At 55.7% G+C, this 23,373-nt stretch carries 22 protein-coding genes; 7 read left to right on the top strand and 15 right to left on the bottom strand.

Annotation, left to right across the window (positions count from 1 at the left end; all coding sequences use genetic code 11):
* Nucleotides 1-2 precede the first annotated feature (2 nt).
* From MUN82_RS14570 to MUN82_RS14560, 3 genes are all read left to right on the top strand, one after another.
* Nucleotides 3-569, top strand: a complete 567-nt coding sequence (locus MUN82_RS14570) for a hypothetical protein (RefSeq protein ID WP_245091575.1) — start codon at nucleotides 3-5, stop codon at nucleotides 567-569.
* A 103-nt stretch (nucleotides 570-672) separates the two neighbouring features.
* Complete coding sequence (locus tag MUN82_RS14565; protein WP_245091573.1) at nucleotides 673-1,098, top strand: hypothetical protein; 426 nt, start codon at nucleotides 673-675, stop codon at nucleotides 1,096-1,098.
* A gap of 242 nt (nucleotides 1,099-1,340) precedes the next feature.
* On the top strand, nucleotides 1,341-1,733 hold the full coding sequence (locus MUN82_RS14560) for a hypothetical protein (RefSeq protein ID WP_245091571.1): 393 nt from the start codon (nucleotides 1,341-1,343) through the stop codon (nucleotides 1,731-1,733).
* 61 nt (nucleotides 1,734-1,794) lie between these two features.
* On the opposite strand, the gene clpB is transcribed toward MUN82_RS14560, so the two are convergent.
* The 5 genes from clpB to MUN82_RS14535 all read right to left on the bottom strand — a co-directional run bounded on the left by clpB (nucleotide 1,795) and on the right by MUN82_RS14535 (nucleotide 7,348).
* A complete protein-coding gene (clpB, locus tag MUN82_RS14555; RefSeq protein WP_245091569.1) occupies nucleotides 1,795-4,407 on the bottom strand; it encodes an ATP-dependent chaperone ClpB in 2,613 nt (870 codons plus the stop codon).
* A 168-nt stretch (nucleotides 4,408-4,575) separates the two neighbouring features.
* Complete coding sequence (locus MUN82_RS14550) at nucleotides 4,576-5,304, bottom strand: hypothetical protein (protein ID WP_245091567.1); 729 nt, start codon at nucleotides 5,302-5,304, stop codon at nucleotides 4,576-4,578.
* Nucleotides 5,305-5,309: 5 nt separating this feature from the next.
* The gene (locus MUN82_RS14545) at nucleotides 5,310-5,906 is read right to left on the bottom strand and encodes a glycosyltransferase family 25 protein (RefSeq protein WP_245091565.1); all 597 of its coding nucleotides are present in this window, start codon (nucleotides 5,904-5,906) and stop codon (nucleotides 5,310-5,312) included.
* Between the two features lie 272 nt (nucleotides 5,907-6,178).
* Complete coding sequence (locus MUN82_RS14540) at nucleotides 6,179-6,727, bottom strand: hypothetical protein (protein ID WP_245091563.1); 549 nt, start codon at nucleotides 6,725-6,727, stop codon at nucleotides 6,179-6,181.
* Between the two features lie 45 nt (nucleotides 6,728-6,772).
* Nucleotides 6,773-7,348 (bottom strand): hypothetical protein, encoded by a 576-nt coding sequence (locus MUN82_RS14535; RefSeq protein ID WP_245091561.1) that lies wholly within the window; start codon nucleotides 7,346-7,348, stop codon nucleotides 6,773-6,775.
* Nucleotides 7,349-7,791: 443 nt separating this feature from the next.
* On the opposite strand from MUN82_RS14535, the gene MUN82_RS14530 reads away from it, so the two are divergent.
* Together MUN82_RS14530 and MUN82_RS14525 are read left to right on the top strand one after the other, a co-directional pair.
* Entirely contained in the window at nucleotides 7,792-8,493 is a 702-nt protein-coding gene (locus MUN82_RS14530; RefSeq protein WP_245091559.1) for an ion transporter, read from the top strand.
* A gap of 201 nt (nucleotides 8,494-8,694) precedes the next feature.
* On the top strand, nucleotides 8,695-9,216 hold the full coding sequence (locus tag MUN82_RS14525) for a hypothetical protein (RefSeq protein ID WP_245091557.1): 522 nt from the start codon (nucleotides 8,695-8,697) through the stop codon (nucleotides 9,214-9,216).
* 69 nt (nucleotides 9,217-9,285) lie between these two features.
* Here MUN82_RS14525 and MUN82_RS14520 read toward each other — a convergent pair whose 3' ends face one another.
* Nucleotides 9,286-11,418, bottom strand: coding sequence for a prolyl oligopeptidase family serine peptidase (locus tag MUN82_RS14520; protein ID WP_245091555.1), 2,133 nt, complete (start codon nucleotides 11,416-11,418; stop codon nucleotides 9,286-9,288).
* Between the two features lie 170 nt (nucleotides 11,419-11,588).
* Here MUN82_RS14520 and MUN82_RS14515 point away from each other — a divergent pair, with 170 nt between their 5' ends.
* Nucleotides 11,589-12,314 (top strand): DUF72 domain-containing protein, encoded by a 726-nt coding sequence (locus MUN82_RS14515; RefSeq protein WP_245091553.1) that lies wholly within the window; start codon nucleotides 11,589-11,591, stop codon nucleotides 12,312-12,314.
* A 246-nt stretch (nucleotides 12,315-12,560) separates the two neighbouring features.
* Here the strand turns inward: MUN82_RS14515 and MUN82_RS14510 are convergent, their stop codons facing one another.
* The 7 genes from MUN82_RS14510 to MUN82_RS14480 form a co-directional block, all read right to left on the bottom strand.
* On the bottom strand, nucleotides 12,561-13,133 hold the full coding sequence (locus tag MUN82_RS14510) for a hypothetical protein (RefSeq protein ID WP_245091551.1): 573 nt from the start codon (nucleotides 13,131-13,133) through the stop codon (nucleotides 12,561-12,563).
* Nucleotides 13,134-13,222: 89 nt separating this feature from the next.
* Complete coding sequence (locus tag MUN82_RS14505; RefSeq protein ID WP_245091549.1) at nucleotides 13,223-14,293, bottom strand: dipeptidase; 1,071 nt, start codon at nucleotides 14,291-14,293, stop codon at nucleotides 13,223-13,225.
* A gap of 4 nt (nucleotides 14,294-14,297) precedes the next feature.
* Complete coding sequence (locus tag MUN82_RS14500) at nucleotides 14,298-15,410, bottom strand: D-TA family PLP-dependent enzyme (RefSeq protein ID WP_245091547.1); 1,113 nt, start codon at nucleotides 15,408-15,410, stop codon at nucleotides 14,298-14,300.
* A 93-nt stretch (nucleotides 15,411-15,503) separates the two neighbouring features.
* Nucleotides 15,504-15,968: a RidA family protein gene (locus MUN82_RS14495; protein WP_245091545.1), complete on the bottom strand. Its 465-nt coding sequence runs from the start codon at nucleotides 15,966-15,968 to the stop codon at nucleotides 15,504-15,506.
* 67 nt (nucleotides 15,969-16,035) lie between these two features.
* A complete protein-coding gene (locus MUN82_RS14490) occupies nucleotides 16,036-17,340 on the bottom strand; it encodes a GntT/GntP/DsdX family permease (protein ID WP_245091543.1) in 1,305 nt (434 codons plus the stop codon).
* Nucleotides 17,341-17,346: 6 nt separating this feature from the next.
* Nucleotides 17,347-19,683, bottom strand: coding sequence for a glycoside hydrolase family 20 protein (locus MUN82_RS14485; protein ID WP_245091541.1), 2,337 nt, complete (start codon nucleotides 19,681-19,683; stop codon nucleotides 17,347-17,349).
* A 345-nt stretch (nucleotides 19,684-20,028) separates the two neighbouring features.
* Nucleotides 20,029-20,964 (bottom strand): D-2-hydroxyacid dehydrogenase, encoded by a 936-nt coding sequence (locus tag MUN82_RS14480; RefSeq protein WP_245091539.1) that lies wholly within the window; start codon nucleotides 20,962-20,964, stop codon nucleotides 20,029-20,031.
* A gap of 95 nt (nucleotides 20,965-21,059) precedes the next feature.
* Between MUN82_RS14480 and MUN82_RS14475 the strand changes: the two genes are divergently transcribed.
* Complete coding sequence (locus MUN82_RS14475) at nucleotides 21,060-21,662, top strand: nitroreductase family protein (protein ID WP_245091537.1); 603 nt, start codon at nucleotides 21,060-21,062, stop codon at nucleotides 21,660-21,662.
* Between the two features lie 206 nt (nucleotides 21,663-21,868).
* On the opposite strand, the gene MUN82_RS14470 is transcribed toward MUN82_RS14475, so the two are convergent.
* Complete coding sequence (locus MUN82_RS14470; RefSeq protein ID WP_245091535.1) at nucleotides 21,869-22,153, bottom strand: YMGG-like glycine zipper-containing protein; 285 nt, start codon at nucleotides 22,151-22,153, stop codon at nucleotides 21,869-21,871.
* A 73-nt stretch (nucleotides 22,154-22,226) separates the two neighbouring features.
* Entirely contained in the window at nucleotides 22,227-23,252 is a 1,026-nt protein-coding gene (locus MUN82_RS14465) for a glycoside hydrolase family 43 protein (protein WP_245091533.1), read from the bottom strand.
* Nucleotides 23,253-23,373 lie beyond the last annotated feature (121 nt).

Genomic DNA, 23,373 nt, shown 5'->3' with positions numbered 1-23,373 from the left:
GTATGCGATTGATTCTCATGTTGGGGCTGGCAATGCTTTGTGCCAGCACCTTGCAGGCCCAGTCAGTAACTTCTGGGTCTCCGCTGCCTCGCCACCAGTCTCCTGCCGACTCGGGAGCGGTGTTGCTATTTAATGGCTGGTACCTGCCACGCTACCAGCCAACCGGTGCCGAAGCCGACACAACGGGCGCCCTGCTTTCCATGTTTCGGCGGCAGCGGCGGGGTGGGTATGTGTATACTATTCCCTTTATCGTGGGCGTGTCCTTGTCCCTACCCATCTCCACTACCGACAGCTATGGCCAGCAGGTAACAGCCGAGAAAGCCATTGCGCCACCGCTGGGCGTGCCTATTCTGGCCGGTACGATAGTGGGCTTTATCCTGCACGCAAATACGTATAATAAGAAGCATTTACTAGCAGTAGACCAAGCCTATGCCGCTGGGCAGCCAATACCCGCCAAGTATCGGCGGCGTTTGAAGCCGGTACATTTCGAGGAGGCAGCCCAAATGCGAATGTTGCTCCGCGAACAGATGGAATACGACCAGCGCCACCCGCAGGCCCAGGTGCGGTAGCTGTGTAACGGACATCCTCTTGCTATTCAAATTATTGGAGTAATAGAAGAATCAATAGGTTTTATTAGCTTTAGCAGGTTCACTTATCTATTCCTATTACTCCATGACCAAACGTGTACTTGTTATTAGCTGTATGCTGCTACTTAGCGGTAAAATACAGGCTCAATCGGCTGAAAAAGCTGAATTGCGCACGACCAACTTCTCCCGCGCTGACACTGTACAAGCTGTACAGCGCATATTCAGCAAACATCGGGCTGGTGGCTGGATATGGACGACTGCTGGGGCCATACTTGCCGGCCGCGTCGCGTCTGCAGCAATTAGCAATAGCTCTGATCCTCTTCCTACCCCTGCTAGTCAGACAATCACCGGTCTAGTTGTAGGTGGAGGGGTACCAGCTGGCATTGGCATCAGTAAGTTGGTGCGTTTCAGCAACGCGAAAGAAGAACAGGTACTATCGCTGTATCAAAACACAGGCGTACTGCCACGTTACATCAGCAAGCGGCTAAAGACGAAGCACTTCAAGTCGTAAGCAAAAGCCCCGCTGGCATTGTTCTGGCGGGGCTTTTTCATCTATGCTGAAATCGCCTACCAACAGTAGACAGCTCCATGTTCACGAGCTGGATGTGGTCGTCTTCCAGTACGGCTTTTACCAACGCATTTATGATGTGAAGTATTGAAATAGAAATAAGGGCATTGTCGTTTGACTAGCTTTAATCCGTCTTACTCTATATCTATCACGCAATGACTAAACGGGTACTCGCTGTAAGTAGCATGCTGCTATTTGGCGGTGAATTATACGCGCAATCGACCAGTGTACCAGTAGCACCACCTGCTACATTCTCCCACTCTGATACCATACGCGCCGTGCAACGTGTATTTAGCAAACACCAGACTGGTGGCTGGATATGGGCGGCAGCTGGCGCTATACTCGCTGGTCGTGTTGCTTCTGTGGCAACCAATAATAATTCGGCTGCCTTCAGTAGTTCTACTGGCGGAACAATCATCGGGGCAGCAATACTTGGAGGGATACCAGTGAGTATTGGCGTAGGCAAGCTCACGCGTTTCAGCTATGCGAAAGAAGAGCAGGTAGTGGCGCTGTATGAGAAATCAGGCATTCTACCACCATATGTTAAGAAGCGTTTGAAATCGAAGCACTTCAAATAATAGAGCAAAAGCCCCATCGGCACAGTGCCGACGGGGCTTTCTACTTACAGTCGAAACCAGCTTACTCCACAGTCGGCAGCTCCACGTTCACGAAGCGGATGTGACCATCTTCCAGCACAGCTTCTACTACCGAATCCTTCGACACCTGGCCGCCGAGGATTTCCTTCGACAGCTCGTTCAGGATCTGACGCTGGAGCACGCGCTTGAGCGGGCGGGCGCCGAACTGCGGGTCGAACCCGGCCTCGCCCAGGTAGTCAAGCACCTCGTCGGTGGCTTCCAGGCGGATACCAGCTTCTTCCAAGCGCTGCTGAATCTGCTTGAACTGGATGTCCACAATCTTGCGGATTTCCTTACGCTTCAGCGGCTCGAACATGATGATTTCGTCAATCCGGTTCAGGAACTCGGGACGCATGTGCTGCTTTAGGCGGTCGACTACCTCCTCACGGGTGCGGTCGAGCACTTCCTCAGCGTTGTACTCATTCAGCTCCTTGAAATTGCGCTGGATGATATCGGCCCCCGTGTTCGAAGTCATGATGATGATGGTGTTCTTGAAGTTCGCCACCCGGCCTTTGTTGTCGGTGAGGCGGCCATCGTCGAGCACTTGCAGCAAGATGTTGAACACGTCGGGGTGCGCCTTCTCAATCTCGTCGAGCAGCACTACGGAGTAGGGCTTGCGGCGCACGGCTTCGGTCAGCTGACCACCCTCATCATAGCCCACGTAGCCGGGAGGTGCCCCAATGAGACGCGATACGGCGTGGCGCTCCTGAAACTCGCTCATGTCGATGCGCACCATGGCGTTTTCGTCGTTGAACAAGTACTCAGCCAGAGCCTTTGCCAGCTCGGTTTTCCCTACCCCCGTCGTACCCAGGAAGATGAACGAGCCAATCGGGCGACGTGGGTCCTGCAAGCCAGCCCGCGAGCGGCGCACGGCATCCGAAATAGCTGCAATAGCTTCGGTCTGACCCGCTACGCGGCGGCCTAGCTCACCTTCCAGGTGCAAGAGTTTCTCCCGGTCGCTGGCGAGCATCTTGCTCACCGGAATGCCGGTCCACTTGGCTACTACCTCGGCAATGTCCTCACTAGTCACTACCTCTTGCAGCATCGAACCACCGTCTTTGTTGGCGTTGGCTTGCTCTTGCAAGGTTTTTAGCGTGGCTTCAGCTTCCTGGATTTTGCCGTAGCGTAGCTCCGCCACGCGGCCATAGTCACCCTGGCGCTCGGCTTGCTCGGCTTCTACCTTAAAGCGCTCGATGTTCTCTTTCTGCGTCTGGATGTCCGTGAGTACCGATTTCTCCGATTCCCAACGAGCTTTCAACGAGTCGCGCTGCTCGCCGAGGTCGGCCAGTTCTTTGTTGAGCACGGCTTCGCGGTCGTGGTTTTCCTCGCGCCGGATGGCCTCCCGCTCAATTTCCAGCTGCATGATGCGGCGCTGCACCTCGTCCAGCTCCACCGGCATCGAGTTTAGCTCAATGCGCAGCTTGGCGGCTGCCTCGTCCATCAGGTCGATGGCCTTGTCGGGTAGGAAACGGTCGGTGATGTAGCGGTTCGACAGCTCCACGGCGGCAATCACGGCATCGTCGGTGATGCGCACGCCGTGGTGCAGCTCGTACTTCTCCTTGATACCACGCATGATGCTGATGGCATCCGGCACCGTGGGCTCGTCTACCGTCACGGCCTGAAAGCGCCGCTCCAAAGCTTTGTCCTTCTCGATGTACTTCTGGTACTCGGCGAGGGTAGTGGCGCCAATAGCATGCAGTTCACCGCGAGCCAAGGCAGGCTTCAATAAGTTAGCGGCGTCCATGGCGGAGTCGCCACCCGCGCCAGCGCCAATCAAGGTGTGCATCTCGTCGATGAATAGCACAATCTGGCCTTCCGAGTCAGTCACTTCCTTGATAACGGCTTTCAGGCGCTCCTCAAACTCGCCCTTGTACTTGGCGCCCGCAATGAGCAGGCCCATGTCGAGCGACATGATGGTTTTGTCCTGAAGGTTTTCGGGCACGTCGCCGGCCACGATGCGTTGGGCCAGACCCTCCACAATGGCGGTCTTGCCAACACCCGGCTCACCGAGCAGCACCGGGTTGTTCTTGGTGCGGCGCGACAGAATCTGCAGCACCCGCCGAATTTCCTCGTCGCGGCCAATCACCGGGTCCATGTTGCCGGTGCGCACCCGCTCGTTCAGGTTGATGGCGTAGCGGTTCAGGCTTTGGTACTGGTCCTCGGCCGACTGGCTGTTCACGGTGCGGCCTCCGCGCAGTTCTTTAATAGCAGCCTTCAGGTTTTTCTCCGTGAAGCCCGCATCTTTCAGCAACGTGGCCGTGCTGTCTTTGCCACCCAGGATACCCAGCAGCATATGTTCAATCGACACGTATTCGTCGCCGAATTCTTTCAAAAAGCCCGTAGCCCGCTGCAATGCCGCGTTGGCATCGTTGGCGAGGTAGGGCGAGCCTCCGCTCACCTTAGGGTAGCCATTCACAATGGCATCCAGGCGTTGGGTCAGCAGGTTTTGGTTGGCACCCAACTTCTTGGTTAGGAAACCTACCACGTTCTCATCCGATTGCAGAATTCCCTGCAGCAAGTGCCCCGTCTCAATGGCCTGCTGCTGGTTGGCGCCGGCAATCTCGGTGGCCTTTTGCACGGCCTCCTGCGCCTTGATGGTATAGTTATTAAAGTTCATGATTGCTAGAGTCTTAGTAGGTGCTTCGGGTTAGGAAGTTCTACGCAGAACATAGCAAACGAGGTGCTAGGGGATTTTGTCTGACGTTTTGTCTGAATTGATTAATCAATCAAATATAAAATATGCCTTTTTGTCAATGCTAGTCTTAATCCTGTGAAAAGTCTTCGTTTAATTTGGTTTATATTTTACGCATTTTAGTTTGCTTGTAGAGTAAGTAATTGATTCATTATTGATAGGGTTATAAAAGAAAATAAAAGATTTTACCTTGCCTACAAAGTACGCATCGTTAGGAATAACTGTATTATCTTCAAACTCAAACGACATTTTGTTAAAAAATCCTCGTTTTTTTACCTTATATATTTCATTGTGAGTAGCAAGGAGTATCAGAACAATGAAATTAGATACAAGTCCAAGCATAACAACGTTAGCAGGCTTTATAACAGGAATAGCCCAATAACCAGCTTCAATGGTTAATAAAGGTAGAATGAAGATAATAAATACTGACAAAGGGAGATAAGTCCAACGTTCATATTTTGTTATTCTTTTGCGAATAAAAGTGAATATAATGCCTGCTGTAGCTATTATAGATTGATAAATAAAGTGTGTTGAAAGCACACTCCAATAGTTGCTCAACCTTTCAGTAAAAGAATAGTTAACATTTGCCTCACTTTGTACATAAGGTAATATAGAGTACATATACGGTGGTAAAAGAAGTAAGACTACTGCAGCTGCTATTGAAATATTATCAGCGAATAACACCAGTATTTCCGATGATTCTATATACCTTAAAATTGCAATATTGAATGCTTTGTAATAATAAATAAATTTAATAATCCCAACGATAATTAGGCCTAATGCCAACAAGGCGATAGATTCACTTGTGAAGAAATTTTCCATTAATTTTACTTGATACTACTAATAAATGAAAAATCAACCCAGCAGAGCGGCTCATTAAGATGGTAAGCTGTTATCCTCTTATTCCTGATTAATACCCCAATAGCCGAATCAACTCCGCCTCGTGTTACTTGTACGGTTGGTATCATATTTAAAAGCTTTATTGCTCCGTTATAACTAATAATGTAACCATAGGCTCCATTCCTAATTTGATAAGGAGTAAAAAAAAGTTCATTTACAATAAAACGTTTGTTATGAGGATAGTTGTTTCCAGAGTTTAGAAATAATATGTCAAAGTCAGATGGAACTTTATCGAATGCGCAGCTTAATAAATTATTGAAATCCTTAGTAAGAATTACATCATCTTCAAATATCATTGAATACTCAAGTTTTTGGTTAGCTGCTTCCATCCAGATTGAATAGTGCCCAAGCCAACAGCCAATACTGCCTTTAGAAAGGTATTGTTTTGACCTTACACTAATTGCATTTGGGAATATATAAGCATCGAGTCCAGTGAAGCCATCAATGATAACATATTTAAGATTCTCATTATCAAACCTGTTCTTAAAAATCGCCCTTCTATTTAAGCTAGTCTTCAGTGACAAAACGAATGTCTGACGTATATATATTGGTTTATCAACTACACGCTTGACTTCAGGAGGGTTATGCCACCTCAACCTAAGCTTAAAATATTCAATTCGATTATTGAGATTATAATGTGCAAAGCCATTAAGTATTAATGAGCTAAATAATTTTAGTATACTAGTAACCACAAATATGCTTGAAGATAAACCTTGGCAGAAATAGTCGCAAGCTACAAAGAAGCTGTAGTTCCTTCAGTGGCGGGCACGCGGGACAGTTACCAAACATCCACCATCTAGTTTGTCCTAGTACCAATGGCTCCAGCTCGCCGAAACAGCCACCCCGACATTACCCAAATTCCAGCAAACAATGTATTCAGCACAATCACCCACAAGACCCCTAGGGTAAGCTCTGGCCGCCAGATGGATAGGGCCACAAACGGAACGGCAAATTGGGTAAGAGCTGCGGCAAATATAGCCTTGGCCATACCCAGTGGCTGGAGCTGCGCTACAACGGCCCCAATGAAACCAACGGCCAGCACGCCGATGTACAGTAGGTTAGCGGGGTTGTTCTCATTCCCAATAAACCCCACGGCCAAATTGCCCCACACGAGCAGGAACGTTGCCGCCACCGCTACCCCAGCCGCTAGCCGGTAAGTGCCATTGCGGGCTGTGCTTGCAACCAAGAGATACAAAAGACCTGCGCCTAGTAGCAGGATGCCAGCAATGATGAAGTTAGCCAAAGTCCATACGACTCCATTGTTAAACTGAGCTACCACGAAGGGGATAGACAACAGACACAGAGCGGCTAGGGTTAGCGGAAAAGTACGGTTACTGAGAGCCATATGGGTAGTGCTAAACGAAGGAGGAGGTAGGGTAGAGCACGTGGGCTAAGCCAATTGCCGGTTCGGAGCGGAACCCACGGCACTGGCGCGGCGGAACAGCACGCCCGCAACGGCCCAGATAGCGGCAAACACGCCGTTGGCGACCAGCACATTCAGTAGGCGTACTTGCGGTTCGGCCGCCTCACCCGAGGGTGTCCATACAAACAGCGCAATGGCCGTGACGAGCACATAGGTAAGCGCCGCCGCAAACATGGCGTTGGACATGCCCAATGGGCGGAACCGTGCAACGAAAGCCCCAAGTAGGGCAACGGCTAGCACGCCGCCGTAGAGCAGATTGGCGGGGTTATCCTCGCTTCCTACTAAGCCCACAGCTGCATTGGCCCACACCAGTAGTAGCCCCGCTACCACCCCCACGCCGGCAGCCACCCGGTACGTGCCGTTGCTGCCCATTCGGGCAATTAAGACGAACGTGGAGCCCGCTCCAAATAACACCACGGCGCCAAACACAAAGTCGGAGAAGGTCCAGTTTACCTCGGCAGTGTACTGCATCGCTACTAACGGAATCAGCAGGAGCAGCCCGGTAGCCAAGGCAACGAGAAGAAGGCTTTTGGAGAGTGACATAAGAAGATGAGTTGTAGTGATGAAATTAGAAGTGAAACATACTGTTATTCAGGATGCCACGCTTGAGAGAGGCTCCGTAGCGATGTGCGATACAAAGGATGTGAAAGAACTTTGTATTTCAAAGTTGATGCGTAAAAATTTATTTAAGACATCATAATGCCTTGGCGGATGACGCTGGAGCAGGCGTCTGGTTCTATCTAAAAGCAGCGCCCTGCCACTTTCTGTAGTTCGCTCGCGGCGACTGGCTGCTACACGGTGAGGTGGCTATTAGCAAACCAACTCCCTCTACCTCGCCGCGTATGGAATAGACGCACACCATTGGCATTCGCATGCCTACCCCTCCCACCGAAAAGGAACAGTTGCAACAGGAGCGCCACGAGCTACTGGCGCAAATAACGGACTGGCAGGAAACGCCCATGCTGGTGCTGGGCTTTGTGTAGTTGGTGCTGCTGGGGGTTGAGTTGATCTGGGGCCTCACACCCGCCTTGCAAATCCTGAGCAACGGCATCTGGGTGGTGTTCATCCTGGATTTCCTGCTCAAGTTCACGCTGGCTCCCCAGAAGCTGCCGTTTCTGAAAAATAACGTCATCACGCTGATTTCACTGCTGGCGCCGGCGCTGCGGCTGTTTCGGCTGGCGCGGGTGTTTCGGGCGGCACGGGCGGTGCGCGGGCTGCGGCTGGTGAAGGTAGTGGGCTCCCTGAACCGAGGGATGCGGGCGTTGTCGAGCAGCTTCGGGCAGCGCGGGGTAGGATATGTGCTGGGTGTAACGGTAGTGGTGCTGCTACTGGGCGCGGCCGGCATGTACGCCTTCGAAAACCAAGAGCCCGGCGGCCTCACCACCTACCCCGAGGCGCTGTGGTGGACGGCCATGGTGCTCATCAGCCTGGGCAGCGACTACTGGCCCCGCACGCCCGAAGGCCGCGCGTTGTGCTTCTTGCTGGCGCTGTACGGCTTCACGGTGTTCGGCTACTTCACGGCTACCCTGGCCACGTTTTTCATCGAACGCGATACGGATGATTGCGACGCCGAAGTGGCCGGCACGGATTGCGGCACTACACGAGGAACTATGGCAGCTGCGGCAGGAACTACGGAGTGGGCGATTTGTGCAGCCCGTAGCGCGGCAAAAGGTAGGGAGTGCAGGTAGCGAATCGATACAGTCTGATGTAGGTGTTTTAGCCTAATCGACCAAATTCCTAATTCGGATGTTGTAGTAAATAGGGTTAACCAAAGATACTATATGTAAGAAACAGGTTCAGGTTATATTTATTAAAAATATACAATTTTACGGCAACATATTGGCTTATGCACACCATGTGATTTCATTTTATACAATTCCTTTTAGTTCATGACTAAATTTTACGCGTACACAATCGGGCTGTGCGCAGCCTTATTAATGGTTGGCTGCACCAAAGAAGATGCTGATCAAGCAGCACCCACATCCAAGCTTACGGCGAAAGAGACAATGCTGACAGCTAAAAACTGGCGTATTACAGCTATATCAGCAACGGGAACGGTAACTGCCGAGGGAATATCACCTATAGCAACTGGTTTCGATGGCTATACAAGACTCACAAGCTGCCAAAAAGACAATTTTGCAAAGTATAACATAGATAAAACTATAGTTGCTGACGAGGGAGCTACAAAGTGTTCCACAACAGATCCTCAGACACAGATATTCACATGGTCGTTGAATGCTGATGAAACAGAATTGACTGTTTCAGGAAAATTGAATGGCACCGATCATACAGAAAAAGCAGAATTACTTCAGCTGACATCCACGACAATGCAACTTCGTACGACTACCGTTGTAAGGCGACTTGATGTAACTTCTACAACAAAAACGACTACGACTTACATTGCTTTCTAGTATCAAGCATAAAAGCCAAAGAGGCAGCCCTACCACGGTAGGGTTGCCTCTTTGGCTTTTGATGAGTGCTTACTGCGCGCCCTTGTACGGCACGCCCATGTTGTAGAACATGAACGCCCACTTATCGGTCTGCTCGCTGATGACCTGGGCCGTGGAGCGGCCGGCGCCGTGGCCGGCTTTCGTCTCGATGCGGATGAGCACCGGGGCCGAGCCTTTCTGCATTTCCTGCAAGCGCGAGGCAAACTTAAATGAGTGCGCGGGTACTACCCGGTCGTCGTGGTCGGCGGTGGTGACCATGGTGGCGGGGTAGGACGCTGGCTTCAGAGCATGGTAGGGCGAGTACTTGTAGAGGTACTCAAACATCTCTTTCGAGTCTTCGGCGGTGCCGTAGTCGTAGGCCCAGCCGGCGCCGGCCGTGAACTTGTTGTAGCGCAGCATATCCAGCACGCCTACCGCCGGGAAAGCCACTTTGCACAGGTCGGGGCGCTGCGTCATCACGGCCCCTACAAGCAAGCCGCCGTTAGAACCGCCCGAAATGGCGAGGTAGTCCTTCGACGTGTACTTGTTCTGCATCAGGTACTCGGCGGCGGCAATAAAGTCGTCGAACACGTTTTGCTTGTTGAGCTTGGTGCCAGCCAGGTGCCAGGTCTCACCGTACTCGCCACCGCCGCGCAGGTTGGGTACAGCGTAGATGCCGCCGTTTTCGAGCAGCAAAATGTTGGATGTGCTAAAGGCCGGCGTCAGGTTTACGCCAAAGCCACCGTAGGCGTAGAGCAGGGTAGGGTTCTTGCCGTTCATCACCGTGCCCTTTTTATAGGTGATAATCATCGGAACCTTCGTGCCATCCTTGGAAGGGTAAAACACCTGCTTCGACTCGTACTTGGTGGGGTCGAACTGCACGTTCGGCTTCTTGTAGACCGTCGATTTTCCGGTGGCAATGTCGTACTTGAAGATGGTAGGCGGGTAGATGTAGGACGTGAACGTGTAGTACGTTTCCTTCTCCTCGCGCTTGCCGCCGAAGCCGCCCGCCGAGCCTACCGAGGGTAGGTCGATGGCGTGTTCTTTCTTGCCATTGAGGTCGTACTGCTCAATCAGCGAGGTAGCGTCTTTGAGGTAGTGCGCGAAGAGTTTGCCGCCCACGGTGGAAATGTCCAGCACGTTCTTCGTCTCCGCAATCAGGTCTTTCCAGTTGGCAGAAGTAGGCTTGGCCGCGTCCACGGTCACCAGTCGGAAGTTGGGTGCGTTCAGGTTGGTGTGGATGTAGAGCTTGCTGCCCACGTTTTCCACAATGCTGTTCTGGTTTTTCTCGTCAGCTACTACGGGCACAATGGCGCTTCCCGCTTTGCTCAGGTCCTGTACATATAACTCGTTTCCGGTGGTGGTGTTGGCCGCCGTGATAACCAGGAAACGCTCGTCCTCGGTGAGGTAGGCGCCGATGTAGCGGCGGGGCGTTTTATCGCCGCCAAAGATGAGCTTGTCTTGGCTCTGTGGCGTGCCTAGCTTGTGGTAGTAGAGCTTGTGGTACTGCGTGAGGCCAGCCAGCTGGCTACCCTCCTTGGGCTTGTCGTAGCTGCTGTAGTAGAAGCCGTCGTTGCCTTTCCAGGCTAGGCCCGAGAACTTCACATCCTTCAGCGTATCGCCTACAATGGCTTTATCAGCGGTTTTCAGCACGATGACCTTGCGCCAGTCGGAGCCGCCCTCCGAAATCTGGTAGGCGGCCAGGCTGCCGTCTTTGCTGAAGTTGAGACCAGCCAGCGACGTGGTGCCGTCTTTCGAGAATTGGTTGGGGTCCAAGAACACTTCGGGCGCGCCATTACCTATTTGCCGGTACAGCACCGACTGGCTTTGCAGGCCCGTGTTTTTCGAGAAATACGTGTATTTGCCTTCCTTGAACGGCGCGCCGTATTTCTCATAATTCCACAGCGTTTCGAGGCGCTTGTTGATGGCCTCGCGGTAAGGAATCTGGCCTAGAAAGTTCTGCGTTACTTTGTTTTCGGCCTGCACCCAGGCTTTGGTGTCGGCGGCCTGGTCGTCTTCGAGCCAGCGGTAGGGGTCGGCCACGTTGGTGCCGAAGTAGGTCGTTTCGGTATCGACCTTTTTGGTCTGAGGGTAGGGTAAGGTTTTGATGGCAGTCTGACTGTATTGGGCGTACGCGGATGTGCTAAGCAGGAGCGCAGCCAGTGAGGTAGTAAGGTGTTTCATAGAGTAGCAGCTAAAAGAAAGAACCGGCATTGGGTGACCCCGAAGGCAAAAAATCGTGCAACGGCTCAGTGGCAAGTAAGCTGCACGGGGCATCAAGATAATGATCTGTTGGCTTTCGCCGATGGCCCGCTGGCTTGCGTATGCTACACCAGGCACTTCTTTCTCTGCGTATGCTTACTTGGCACGTTGGCTGTTCTGGCTACCACTATCGACACTGGAAAGGCGTATTCTACCCCGACAAGTTCCCGCAACGGCGCTGGTTCGAGTTCTACAGTCAGCACTTCCGCACGTTGGAACTGAACGTGACATTTTACCGCTTTCCGCAGCTGTCGTTCATGGAAAGCTGGTACCAGCAGAGCCCGCCCGAGTTCCGATTTTCGGTGAAAGCGCCCCGCCTGATTACGCACTACAAGCAGTTTCACGACACCGCACAGCTACTCGCCGATTTCTACGGCACGGCCCAGGAAGGGCTGCGCGAAAAGCTAGGCCCCGTACTGTTTCAGCTGCCGCCGCGGCTAAGCTATTCCGAAGAACGTCTGGAGCGCATCCTTGATAGTCTAGATTCGACCTTCCAAAACGTAGTGGAGTTTCGGCACCCCAGTTGGTGGATGGGGCACGTGTACCAAGCACTAGCCCGAAATAACATTGCCTTCGTAGGCCAGAGCCACCCCGAACTGCCCGATGAAGTGGTGACGAACACCGGGCTCGTGTACTACCGCTTTCATGGGGTGCCGGAGCTGTATAAGTCGCCCTACCCCGAGGCGTTTCTGCAACGCGTGGAGGACGAAATCCAAGCCGCGCCGCACGTGCGAGAAGCCTACCTCTACTTCAACAACGACATCGACGCGTCGGCTATTGGCAACGCCCGGCAGATGCAGCAGCTTATTGGTGGGTGAGGTTAACTGCACTTCCACACCAGCCACGCTACCATGGCTACCAACAGTAGCGAACCTAGTCGCAACGCCAGAAACACCCAGGCCGGTAGTTCGGGGTCTTTCGGGATTTTGAACATGGTAGGGGAGGTATAAAATCGTTGTCATCCTGAGCGCAGCGAAGGACCTTCTCACGTGAGAAGGTCCTTCGCTGCGCTCAGGATGACAATTTAAAGTATAGGATGGCACCGAAGAGGTAATGCTTCAACTCTAGAACGTAACCGGGCCTGCGGGGCGGGCCAGCGTGTGCAGCAGCCAGTGAATATCGCGTAGCGTTGTTGGGTCCGTAATGGCCTCGTCCTGCTCGAAGCGCAGCACCAGCGCGCCGGGGTAGGGCGGCTCGTCTTCGTCGGTGGGGGCCAGGGTGATGCGAGCCTTGGGGTGGCGCACCAGCGTGATGCGCGCTTCCGGCGCGGCCAGCAACTGCGCTAGTTGGGGCGCATCGTTGGTCTTCACGATGAAGGCATCATCGATTTCGGGGTAGCCCAATTGGGCATCTTCCATCCCGAACAGCTTCCCGATTTCGTGTACCCAGTCTTGCTCGTGCAGGGCAAAGCGCAGGGTAGTAGTGGGTGGCACCATCGCCACGAGGCTGGTAGTAGCAAATCCACCCTCAAAACCGCCACCCAGATCGATGTCCAGGTACAGCACCGCTTCAAAATCGGGTAGCACTAGGCGGGCCCGATACTCCAGCAAATCGGGTTGTTGGCTCATATCGGCGGCTACTTGCTGCCACAACATATCTTCAGAGGGAGCGGAAAACGTGCGGATTTCTTGCATCATGCAGGGAGAAAGGCGTTCCGGCCGGAGTGGCCAAGTACCTCTGTGTACTGCCTGGCCGGTCGCAGGGTTGGCATATCTCCGTTTCTATGCTAGGCCCACGCCTGTCGCAGAAACCGCAGCCAGTTGCCGTGCATGATGTTCTCGATGTCCTGGTGGGAGTAGCCACGCTTGGTGAGTAGGTCGGGTAGGCGTTGCAAGTCGGCAATTGTTTCCAAATCGTAAGGGCATTGCTCGCGGCCGAAAGCACCATCCAAGTCGGAACCGATGCCGATGTGTAAGGCATTGCCGGCCAGTTGGCAGATGTGGTCCAGGTGGTCGACTACCACCTCCAGGTTGCAGCCCATGCCCACGGGCGTCGACTCGCCCCGCACCCAGTTGGGCACCATCATCCAGGCATCTAAGGCGCCGCCAATCACAGCGCCGCGGGCTATCAAGGCTTTCAGTTGCTCGTCGCTGTACTGACGGTTATGATTTACCAAGGCGCGGCAGTTGTTGTGGCTGGCCCACACCGGGCCGTTGAAGTGGTCGAGGGCTTCCCAGAAACTATCGTCGCAGAGGTGCGTGGCGTCCAGAATAATGTTGAGCCGTTCCATCTCGCGCAGCAGTGCGTGACCGGCCGGCCCCATGTGGCCGGTGGCATCGGTGCCCTGGGCGTAGCGGCCGGGACCGTAGTGAGCCGGCCCCACGGCCCGCAGACCAGCACGATGGGCCTGCTCCAGGTAGTCTACGCTGATGAGAGAGTCAGCTCCTTCCAGGCTGAGGATGTAGCCGATGGGTTTTGTATCAACGGGTGAATCATCAGCCCACAGGGCCAAGTGCCGTTCCAAGGTAGGGAGGTCGTGCACCTGCACCATCTCGCCAGCCGCCTCCATGGCTTGGTACCAGGCTAGCTGGCCCTGGGTTTGGGCCCAGGCCTGAGCCGGCGAGTGCCAGCCGGGTAGGGGATTGTTGGGAGCCACGAAGCGGGCAATCTGGGTGGCCACCACCAGCCCAATGTGGCCCCGGCGCAGCTCGGGTAGGCTCACCACGGCATTGCCGCGGTCGGGCTTGTCGGTGAGGCCGGCCTCGCGGGCGTTGAGGGTTGCCACGGGCTGAGTTAGGTCGCGGTTCCACTCCAGCGCGTTCATGCTCAAATCCAGGTGAGCGTCTACTAGCAGCATACGTTTAGATGGTTAGAGTGCGGTTGCGGGCCGCGGTAGGCCACGTACCCGTAGCCAGATGGTTGTCGATGGTATACGCTTGCGCGTGAAGCGCCACGGTGGGACAAATGTGATGAGGCAAGCCGTAGAGCAGGTCGCCTACCCGGAAGCCGTGGCCGGGCCCAGCCTCCAGTACCAAGTGTTCCTCGCTGTGCCCAATGGGCTGCAGTTGGGGGGCGTTTAGAAAGGTCACGCGTTTGTCTAGTGTACTTTCGGAAGCTACTGCTTTGTGCCCCAAATCCACGCACAAGGTAGTAGGGGTAGGTAGTGAAATAACTCGCGTGAGCACCAAGGCTGCCGGTTCAAACGGCTGCTCGGTGAAGGCGCTGCCGTAGCCTCCGTCCCAGTAAATAAACGTGCCGGGGCTGCACTCTACCCCCGTCCGCGCCGCATGGATGGGGTAGGTAGGCGTGCCACCTACTACCACTACTGGTTGCAAACCCGTTGCCCGTAGCTGCTCGATCAGCTTCTCCACTGGGGCAAACGCCGTGTGACAGCGGGCCGTGCGTTCGGCAAGGTCGGATTCGTGAATATGGCCGTCGTAGGCATGCAGGCCCAGCACGTGCAAATGGGGTAGGGCAGCGCACTGCTGATACAACGCCAATGCCGCCGTCGGGTCGATACCCGTGCGGTTCATTCCCACGTTCAGGTCCAGGAATACGGCGATGTGCAGCCCGCTTGCGGCAGCCAGGGCGTTGAGCTGCTCGGCTGCTGCGTAGTGGTCAACTAGGCAGGAAAATGTGGTGTGGGGGTAGCGCTGCACCAGCTCTACGAAGCGGTGCGCCTTGGGTCCTATAGGCTGGTAGGCCAGTAGCACATCGGGAGCCAGGCACTGGCCCAGCAGCTCGGCTTCGGCGATGGTCGCACACTTAAACTTACGGATGCCAGCGGCCAACGTCAGCTGTACCGCCTCCGCGCTTTTGTGCGTTTTGATGTGGGGCCGTAGCCGGGCTAAATCGTCGATGGAGGCTGTGAGCTGGGCCAGGTTGCGGCGCACTCGCTCTGGGTACACCACCAGCGCGGGCGTATCCAGCTGGTCGGCATTTTGGAGGGTGAACCAGTTTTCTTCCTTTTCCATAATGAGGAAGGGTAGGGAAATGACGGTAGGCGGTTATCTCACTCCCTACCCTCTCTTGGGGGAGGAGGTAGGGAGTGGGGTCCTCGAAGGCGCTTATGCCAGTTCGAACAGCGCTTCAATTTCCACCGGAATATTATCCGGCAGCGAGCCGAAGCCCACGGCGCTGCGCACGCCGATGCCGTTTTCGGGGCCCCACACCTTCGCAAATAGCTCGCTGCACCCGTTGATGATGTAGGGGTGACGCTCAAAATCAGGGGTGCAATTCACCATGCCCAATACCTTTATCACGCGCTTCACCTTATCCAGGCTGCCTAGGTGCGTGGCGATGGTAGAGAGAATGGTGAGGCCCACTTGCTGGGCGGCCAGCTTGCCCTGCTCCATATCCAGGGCGTCGCCGATGCGGCCGATAATCAGGCTCTTATCATCCTGCACCGGTCCGTGACCCGATACATAGAGGTACTTTCCATCGATGAGGTAGGGCTTGTACACACCTAGCGGGGTAGGAGCGGGTGGCAGGTTTAGACCAGTGGCAGCGAAGTTTTCGGAAGGAGTTGACATCAGAGAAATGTTGAGTTTTAAGTGTTAAATGTCGTGCAAACAAGAGGACTAATAGGTGTGGTTGTTTCTACACGAACAGGTCCAGCAACAACACGCCTACCAGGCCCAAGCCGCCCACCAGGGCTTCCATCACCGACCAGGAGCGGAGCGTGTCTTTTACGCTCACGTTGAAGTATTCCTTAAACAGCCAGAAGCCCGAGTCGTTGACGTGGGAGAACATCAGGCTGCCCGCGCCCACGGCCAGCACCATCAGGTTGGGGTTGGTATGGGTTTGCTGGAGCAGCGGGGCAATGAGGCCGGCCGTAGTGAGACCCGCCACGGTGGCCGAGCCTACGCACGCCCGAATGATGGCCGCCATCAGCCAGCCCAGCACCAACGGGGGTAGGGCTACGTGCTGCAGCTGCTCGGCAATGGCTAGGCTGGCGCCGCTATCGGTGAGCACCTGCTTGAGTGCCCCGGAGGCCCCAATGATGAGTAAGATCATGCTGATGTCCTTCACCGCATCGGCGTAGATGGCCATAATTTGCGGCATGGTGCGGCCCTGCTTCAGCCCCAGTGAGTAGGTGGCGTAGGCTACAGCCAGCAGCATCACGATGGATGGTTGCCCCAACAGGGCCATTACGCGCTGGAAGGGTAGGCCGGTGAGGAAGGGGTAGCCGGCGGCCAGCATCAGCAGCAGCACCGGCAGCAGGGCCGTGAAAAAGCTGTTGGCCGTGCCGGGCGGGTTGGCGGCGGGTGTCGTGGCGGCAAACGCCTGCAACGGCCGCGACACAATACCGGTGAGCGTGCGGGCAAACAGCGGCCCGGCAATGATGATGGTCGGAATAGCCACGGCCAAGCCGTAGAGCAGAGTCTGCCCCATGTTGGCATCAAACTGCACCACCAGGGCCGTAGGCGAAGGGTGCGGGGGTAGGAAGCCGTGCGTGACCGACAAAGCCGACAGCATGGGCAAGCCAATGTAGATGGCGGGCAGCTTGTACTGATACGCCACCGAAAAAATGAGCGGCACGAGCAATACAAAGCCGATGCCGTAGAACAGCGGAATGCCAATCACGAAACCGGCCACCACCATAGCCCATTGGATATAGCGCGGGCCGAAGGCCTGCATGAGGGCGGCGGCCAGCTTCTCAGCGGCTCCGCTTTCGGCTAGCAGTTTGCCCAGCATAGCCCCAAAGCACAGAATAATCACCAACGAGCCCAGCGTGTCGCCCATGCCCTTCTCAATGGACTTGGGAATGTCAGCCAGGGGCATGCCCAGCAGCACACCAGCCACCACCGAAATCAGCAGAAAAGCTACAAAGGCGTTGATTTTGCCGAGGGCAATCAGCAGCACCAGGCCTACAATGCAGAGCAGAACAATCGTGATGGTCATGCAGTCTTAGTTTACATACAACTCGTCTACCAGCAGCCAGGCCTTCCCGCCTGCCCCGTACTCCCCGGCCGGAACAACGCCTTGGTTGCGAGCCGTCACGCGCACATAGCGCGCCGACACCGGCGCAATAGTAGCGCGCACCAGGTTGATGCCGTTCGCAGGAAACGCGGTTTGCCGGTACACCTCGCGGTAGTGCACGCCATCAGTAGAGACAGCGAAAACCAACGCGGTAGGGGGCCACATTTTCTGCCAGTGGTAGTTGAGCACGTGGGTGCCCAAGGTACGAATCTGCTGCACAGCGCCCAGATCTAGGGTCGCCTCTAGGTCGGTGCCGCTAAAGCCGTACCACTGCCCCTCGTTGTAGCGGGGGCTGCCCGCCGCCCCATCCACCATGCCCCACAGCGAACGACCCTGGTGGTAGCTACCCGCTGGCGGGTGGGCCAGCGTGACGGGCTTGCCAGTGGCGAGGCTGATGGTAAACTCCCGGCGGTAGATGGGCTGCACCAGGGTATCCCCCTCAAACACAGCTGCCTGCACCACACAGCTCCTGTCGATGGACAGCGGCGCTTGGTACACCGGGCTTTGTGGGGTAGGCGCACTGCCATCGGTGGTGAAGTGCAGCACGCCAGTAGGGGCAGTGGTGCGTAGTTGTAGCTGGGGTAGGTTTCGTGGACCGGCCCAAAGCGAGTCGTTCACCCAGTCGTAGGTGCGCGAGGGCGCTACGCCCCGACGGCGCAGTACGGGGTCGTGGGTGCGCACACGCTGCAAAAACGCGGGGTAGTCACGTTCTGCCCGTGGCGACCACGCAATTTCGGACAAGGCCAATAGGCGCGGAAATACCATGTACTCCAATTTGCCGGCCGTGGGCATGTACTCGGTCCAGACGTTGGCCTGCACGCCCCGCACGTGGCGGGCCTGGGCGGGCGTCAGCTCGGCCGGTACGGGCTCGTAGCGGTAGAGTCGGCGCAGAGGCGTGTAGCCGCCGGCCGCCAGCGAGTCGGTGGGGTAGAGGGTTTGGAAGTAATCGAGGTATACCTGTTTTTCGGGCGTCATCACCACGTCGTGGCCCAGGCGCGCGGCCTCTATGCCGCCTTGCTCGCCGGTCCAGCTCATTACCGTAGCCGCAGGGGGTAGGCCGCCCTCCAGGATTTCGTCCCAGCCCAGCAGGCGCTTATTCAATGTAGCCAAATGCCGACTGATGCGCCGCACGAAGTAGCTCTGCAATTCTCGCTCATCGCGCAGATGCTCCTCTTGTATGCGGCGCTGGCACTTGGGGCAAACCTTCCAGCGAGTTTTGGGGCATTCGTCGCCACCAATGTGCAGGTACTGGCCCGGAAACAGCGCCGCTACCTCATCGAGTACATCGGTGAGAAACGCAAACGTGGCCTCGTTGCCGGCGCAATACACGTCGTCGAACACGCCCCAGAAGGTAGCAGTATGGTAGGGGCCACCCGTGCAGCCCAACTCGGGGTAGGCCGTCAGCGCCGCCGAGGCGTGACCTGGCAGTTCAATTTCGGGAATGATGGTGATGTGGCGCTGGGCGGCGTAGCGCACCAGGTCGCGCACCTCTTCCTGGGAGTAATAGCCGCCGTAGCGTTGCCCGTCGAAACGGTGGGGTAGGTCGCGCTTATGTCCGATCAGGGTTTCGTCGCGAAAGGCCGCTACGGTTTGCAGGCGTGGGTACTTCTTGATTTCGATGCGCCAGCCCTGATCGTCGGTGAGGTGCCAGTGAAACGTGTTGATCTTGTAAAACGCCAGCACATCCAGCCACTTCTTAAGGGTGTCAACCGGAAACAGGTGACGGCTCACGTCGAGGTGCATGCCACGGTAGGCAAAGCGGGGGTAGTCGGTGATGGTGCAGCCTGGCAGCGCTACGCGGTCGGCCTTACCAGGCGGTACCAGTTGGCTCAGCGTCTGCAAGCCGTAGAACACGCCCGCTTCGTCGTGGCCGGTTACCGTCACACGGCGCGAATCTATCGTCAGCTTGTAGCCTTCGGGTTGCGGCACGGCGGTGCTATCTAGTTGCAGCACCAACACGTCGGTGCGACGCTTTGTCGACTTCAGCCCTATTTCCACTCTGCTCATCTGCTGCACGTACTGCCGAAAGCGGGTAGCCGGCTCAGCCGATAGGCCAGGGCCTACCTGCAACGCCGTGTGCCGGCTGAGTACGAACACCTGCCCGGTAGTAGTCGCCTGCACCGGCCGCGGAATAAGGGACAGCGCCGGTTGTGCCCAGCCCGTTGGCATCGTTCCTACCCCTCCCAGCAGCACAAGTAGTAGCAGAATCAAGCGGCAGGAGGCGAGGGGGGTAGGGCGCAAGACGGAAGGGTTAGTAGTGGGCAAGGTAGAGACACCTGGGTAGGGTAGGCGTTGCGTGGAGGGGTACCTTGCCTCCCGGCCCTTTTCCAACACAAGAGCGGGGCCGGGGGTGAGGCGCTATGTTGCACTTAATCCACCAGCTTCGTCGCCTTAATACCGCTTCATGTGGCTTCAGGCGTATGCTCGAAGGTAGCAGCGGACGACTCAGCGAAACCCGTAAAAACGGACGCGAAAGTCCGCTCTCACTTAGCCAGGATATTACTAGGGGCGGTGTATGGCCTTTGCACGTGGCCGTGCTTGGGTCTGAATCATCTGCACGGTGTGACCATCATCCGTTACACCGCCGCCTAGAATGTTGCGTAGCAGACACTAATACCCTTTCGACACGTCCACCGGGTTTTCCAGCTCTTCTTTCCGTTGAAACCGATGCAGGTTGCGCAGGAACTGGTCCACCTTGGCGTCGTTTTCGCCGGGTTGGTTGCCGCCGGTGTGCTGGGTCAGGATGACGTGGGGCAGGGTCCAAAGGGGGCTGTCGGCGGGTAGGGGCTCCTGGGCCGTTACGTCCAGCACGGCGCCAGCGAGACGGTTGGCGCGCAGCGCGGCAATGAGGGCGGGCTCGTCGGTGGTGTTGCCGCGGCCCACGCTGGCATATACGCTGTGCGGGGGCATGGCCTCAATAAGATAAGCCGAGAAGAAACCGTCGGCACTGCCAGGTAGGCAATTCACCACAATATCGGTGTCAGGTAGGGCGGCGCGCAATTCCTCCTTGGAGTGCAGCTGCGCACGTGGATCGGTGCGGGCCAGCAGTTGCACGTGGCAATTGAAGCCGGTAAGCTGCTGTTGCACCGCCTGCCCAATGGTACCCGAGCCCAGGATAATCACGCGCTTCTCGCGCAATAGCCCCAGGCGGCCCTGCCAGGAGCCACGGTGCCACTCCTGGCGGCCTTGTAGGGCTAGCAGCTCGGGTAGATGGCGGTAGTGCGCCAGCAACCCGGCTACCATCGTCTCGGCGCAGGGCCAGGCAAAGTAGTCGCCCATGTTGGCCACGGGGTAGGTGGGGCGCAGGGCTTGGTAACGCTCAAAGCCTGCCGAGTCTATTTGCCAGAACTGCAGGTTGGTGGGCTCGTGCTCCGCGAACCACTCGGGCGGTGGGTTGCCCAACAGTAGCTCGGCTTTCTGGAAGGCAGCAGCTTCTTCCGACTTGTCTAATAGAGAGCGGAATACGGCGTGAATATCGGCGGGAAGTTGGTCGAGGAGGCGCTGCCGCTCGGGCTCGGTGAGTGGGGTATAAACAAAAAGGTGCATTAGAAAAGAAGGGTAGTGGAAGGTATTCTAACGAAAATCTGCCCGAAACATCTGACCAAAGCAACGACTTTACCTGTAAACAACCCCGTAATCCAATGGCAGAAGCTTCCGACTTCCCTTTTGATGTTGAGCAAATCAACCGCTTGGTGCACGAGCGGCGCAGCCTGCAACCCGTCCAGTTCGCGCCGGGTCGCATCATTCCCGACGAAATCATCCAGCAACTACTCGAAAACGCCAACTGGGCGCCTACCCACAAACGTACTGAGCCCTGGCGTTTTGTGGTGTTCAGCGGGGCGGGCTTGCAACGGCTGGCTACCTTCCAGAGCGAAACCTACAAGCGGCACGCCGGCGAGAAATTTCAGCAGGCCAAGTACGAAAAGCTGGCGCAGATGCCGCTGCTGTCGTCGCACGCCATTGCCATTGGTTTGAAACGAACCGACGAAGTGCCCGAGGTAGAAGAGGTAGAGGCCGTAGCATGCGCCGTGCAAAACCTGCATCTTACGGCTACTGCCTACGGCCTGGCTGGCTTTTGGGGTAGCGGTGGTGTCACCTACATTGAAGAGGCCAAGCCCTTCTTCGGCCTAGAGCCAGCCGACCGTCTGCTAGGTATCTTCTGGCTTGGCTACCCCAAGGAAGGCGCCACCGCCCGCAGTACCCGCAAGCCCATCGCCGAAAAGGTGACTTGGGTGACGCAGTGATATTATTAGACTTTACAAAATCGTCTGTCATCCTGAGCGCAGCGAAGGACCTTCTCACGTGTGAATAAGTCTTTTTGACGATTGTCGTGCTAATGTGATAAGGTCCTTCGCTGCGCTTAGGATGATAGACAATTTAATATGATGACAAATCAAAACGCCCCAATTACGCTAGGTAGTCGGGGCGTTTTGTGGAGCGTAAGCTCAGCTTAGTTGTTTTTGTACTTGCGGTAGCGAGCGGGGTCTTTCTTCTTGTCTTTGTTGCGACCCACGGCACCACCGGCTACCGTGCCAGCAGCACCGCCGATAATAGCGCCTTTGGTACCGCCCAGCAGGGCACCGCCTACTACGCCCGCACCACCGCCGATAGCGGCACCTTTGGCTTTTTTACTCCAGCCTTTCTTAGGCTTGTCTTGCGCTTGCGCGGTGGAAATAGTAGTGCCTAACAGAGCAAATACCAGCAGGCTAGCAAGGAAGAATTTGAAGAATTTCATGGTCGTTCAAGTCAGGTTAGAAAATTGTGTTTCTAGAGCCTTTAACGACCTCGCCTGCGGCCCGGTTGCGTTGTTAACGGAGGAGCTTAGCCGACACGCTGGTATTGGTCATTTGCACGGGTTTGATGGTGCCATCGGCGTTGAATTCCATGCGGTCGATGCAGGTGACGCGGTGGTTGCCGTCGGTTTCGCCCAGTGGGCGGCGGTGGTACACGATGTACCATTCATCCTTGCCTGGTACCTGCATCACGGAATGGTGCCCTGCGCCGGTGGCAATGCTGGGGTCTTGCTGCAAAATCTTGCCTACCCGTTGAAACGGCCCGAATGGCGAATCGGCTACGGCGTAGGCCACCGAGTAGTTGGGGCCGGTCCAGCCGCCCTCCGACCACATAAAGTAGTACTTGTTGTTGCGCACAAACATAAATGGGCCCTCTACATACTGCTGGGGCGTGATTTCGCGGAACGTGGTGCCGTCCTCAAACGGCACAAACCCCGTGAAGTCGTTCTTCAGCTTGGCGATATTGCAATGCTTCCAGCCGCCATAAATCAGGTAATGCTGCCCGTCTTTGGGATCTTTGAACACAAACTGATCGATAGGCTGGGCGCCATTGTAAAACTTGTCTACCAGAGGCTTGCCCAGGTAGTCTTTGTAGGGTCCGCCTGGCTTATCGGCCACGGCCACGCCAATGCCACCGCGCTCCTGGTCGTTCTGGATGTCGTTGGCCCCAAAAAACAGATAGTAGCGCTTATCTTTTTCGATGATGGCGGGCGCCCACATGGCCATTTTAGCCCATTTTACGCGGGCAGTGTCCAAGATGGCGTGGTGCTTGGTCCACGTCACGAGGTCGGGCGAGGAAAAGGCATCGAAGAAAACCTGCTCTTTATACTTCGCTGAGTAGGTAGGGTAGACCCAATATTGCTTCTGAAAAATAGCGCCTTCCGGGTCGGCATACCAGCCGGGGAAGATAGGATTGCCGGCCCGCTGATCAGGCTTTTGCTGCGTGTTGCTGGTCTTGGGCTTCTTAGCGGTTGCGGTTTTTTGGGCGAATAGTGGACTGCTCAACAAAAGCAAGCAGACGGGCAGCAAATATTTTTTCATGGACAAGGGAATAGGGTAGGTTAGTGGCTGCAAGATAGGGTTTCGAGGAAAAGAAGCGTGTATAGGGCCGAAAGCTGCATGCAGATGGAGGTAAGCGGTATAAAAGAACATAACGCCAATA

It is taken from the genome of Hymenobacter aerilatus (assembly GCF_022921095.1).
GTDB classification, from domain to species: Bacteria; Bacteroidota; Bacteroidia; order Cytophagales; family Hymenobacteraceae; genus Hymenobacter; species Hymenobacter aerilatus.
This window is presented reverse-complemented; position numbering and strand designations above follow the sequence as displayed.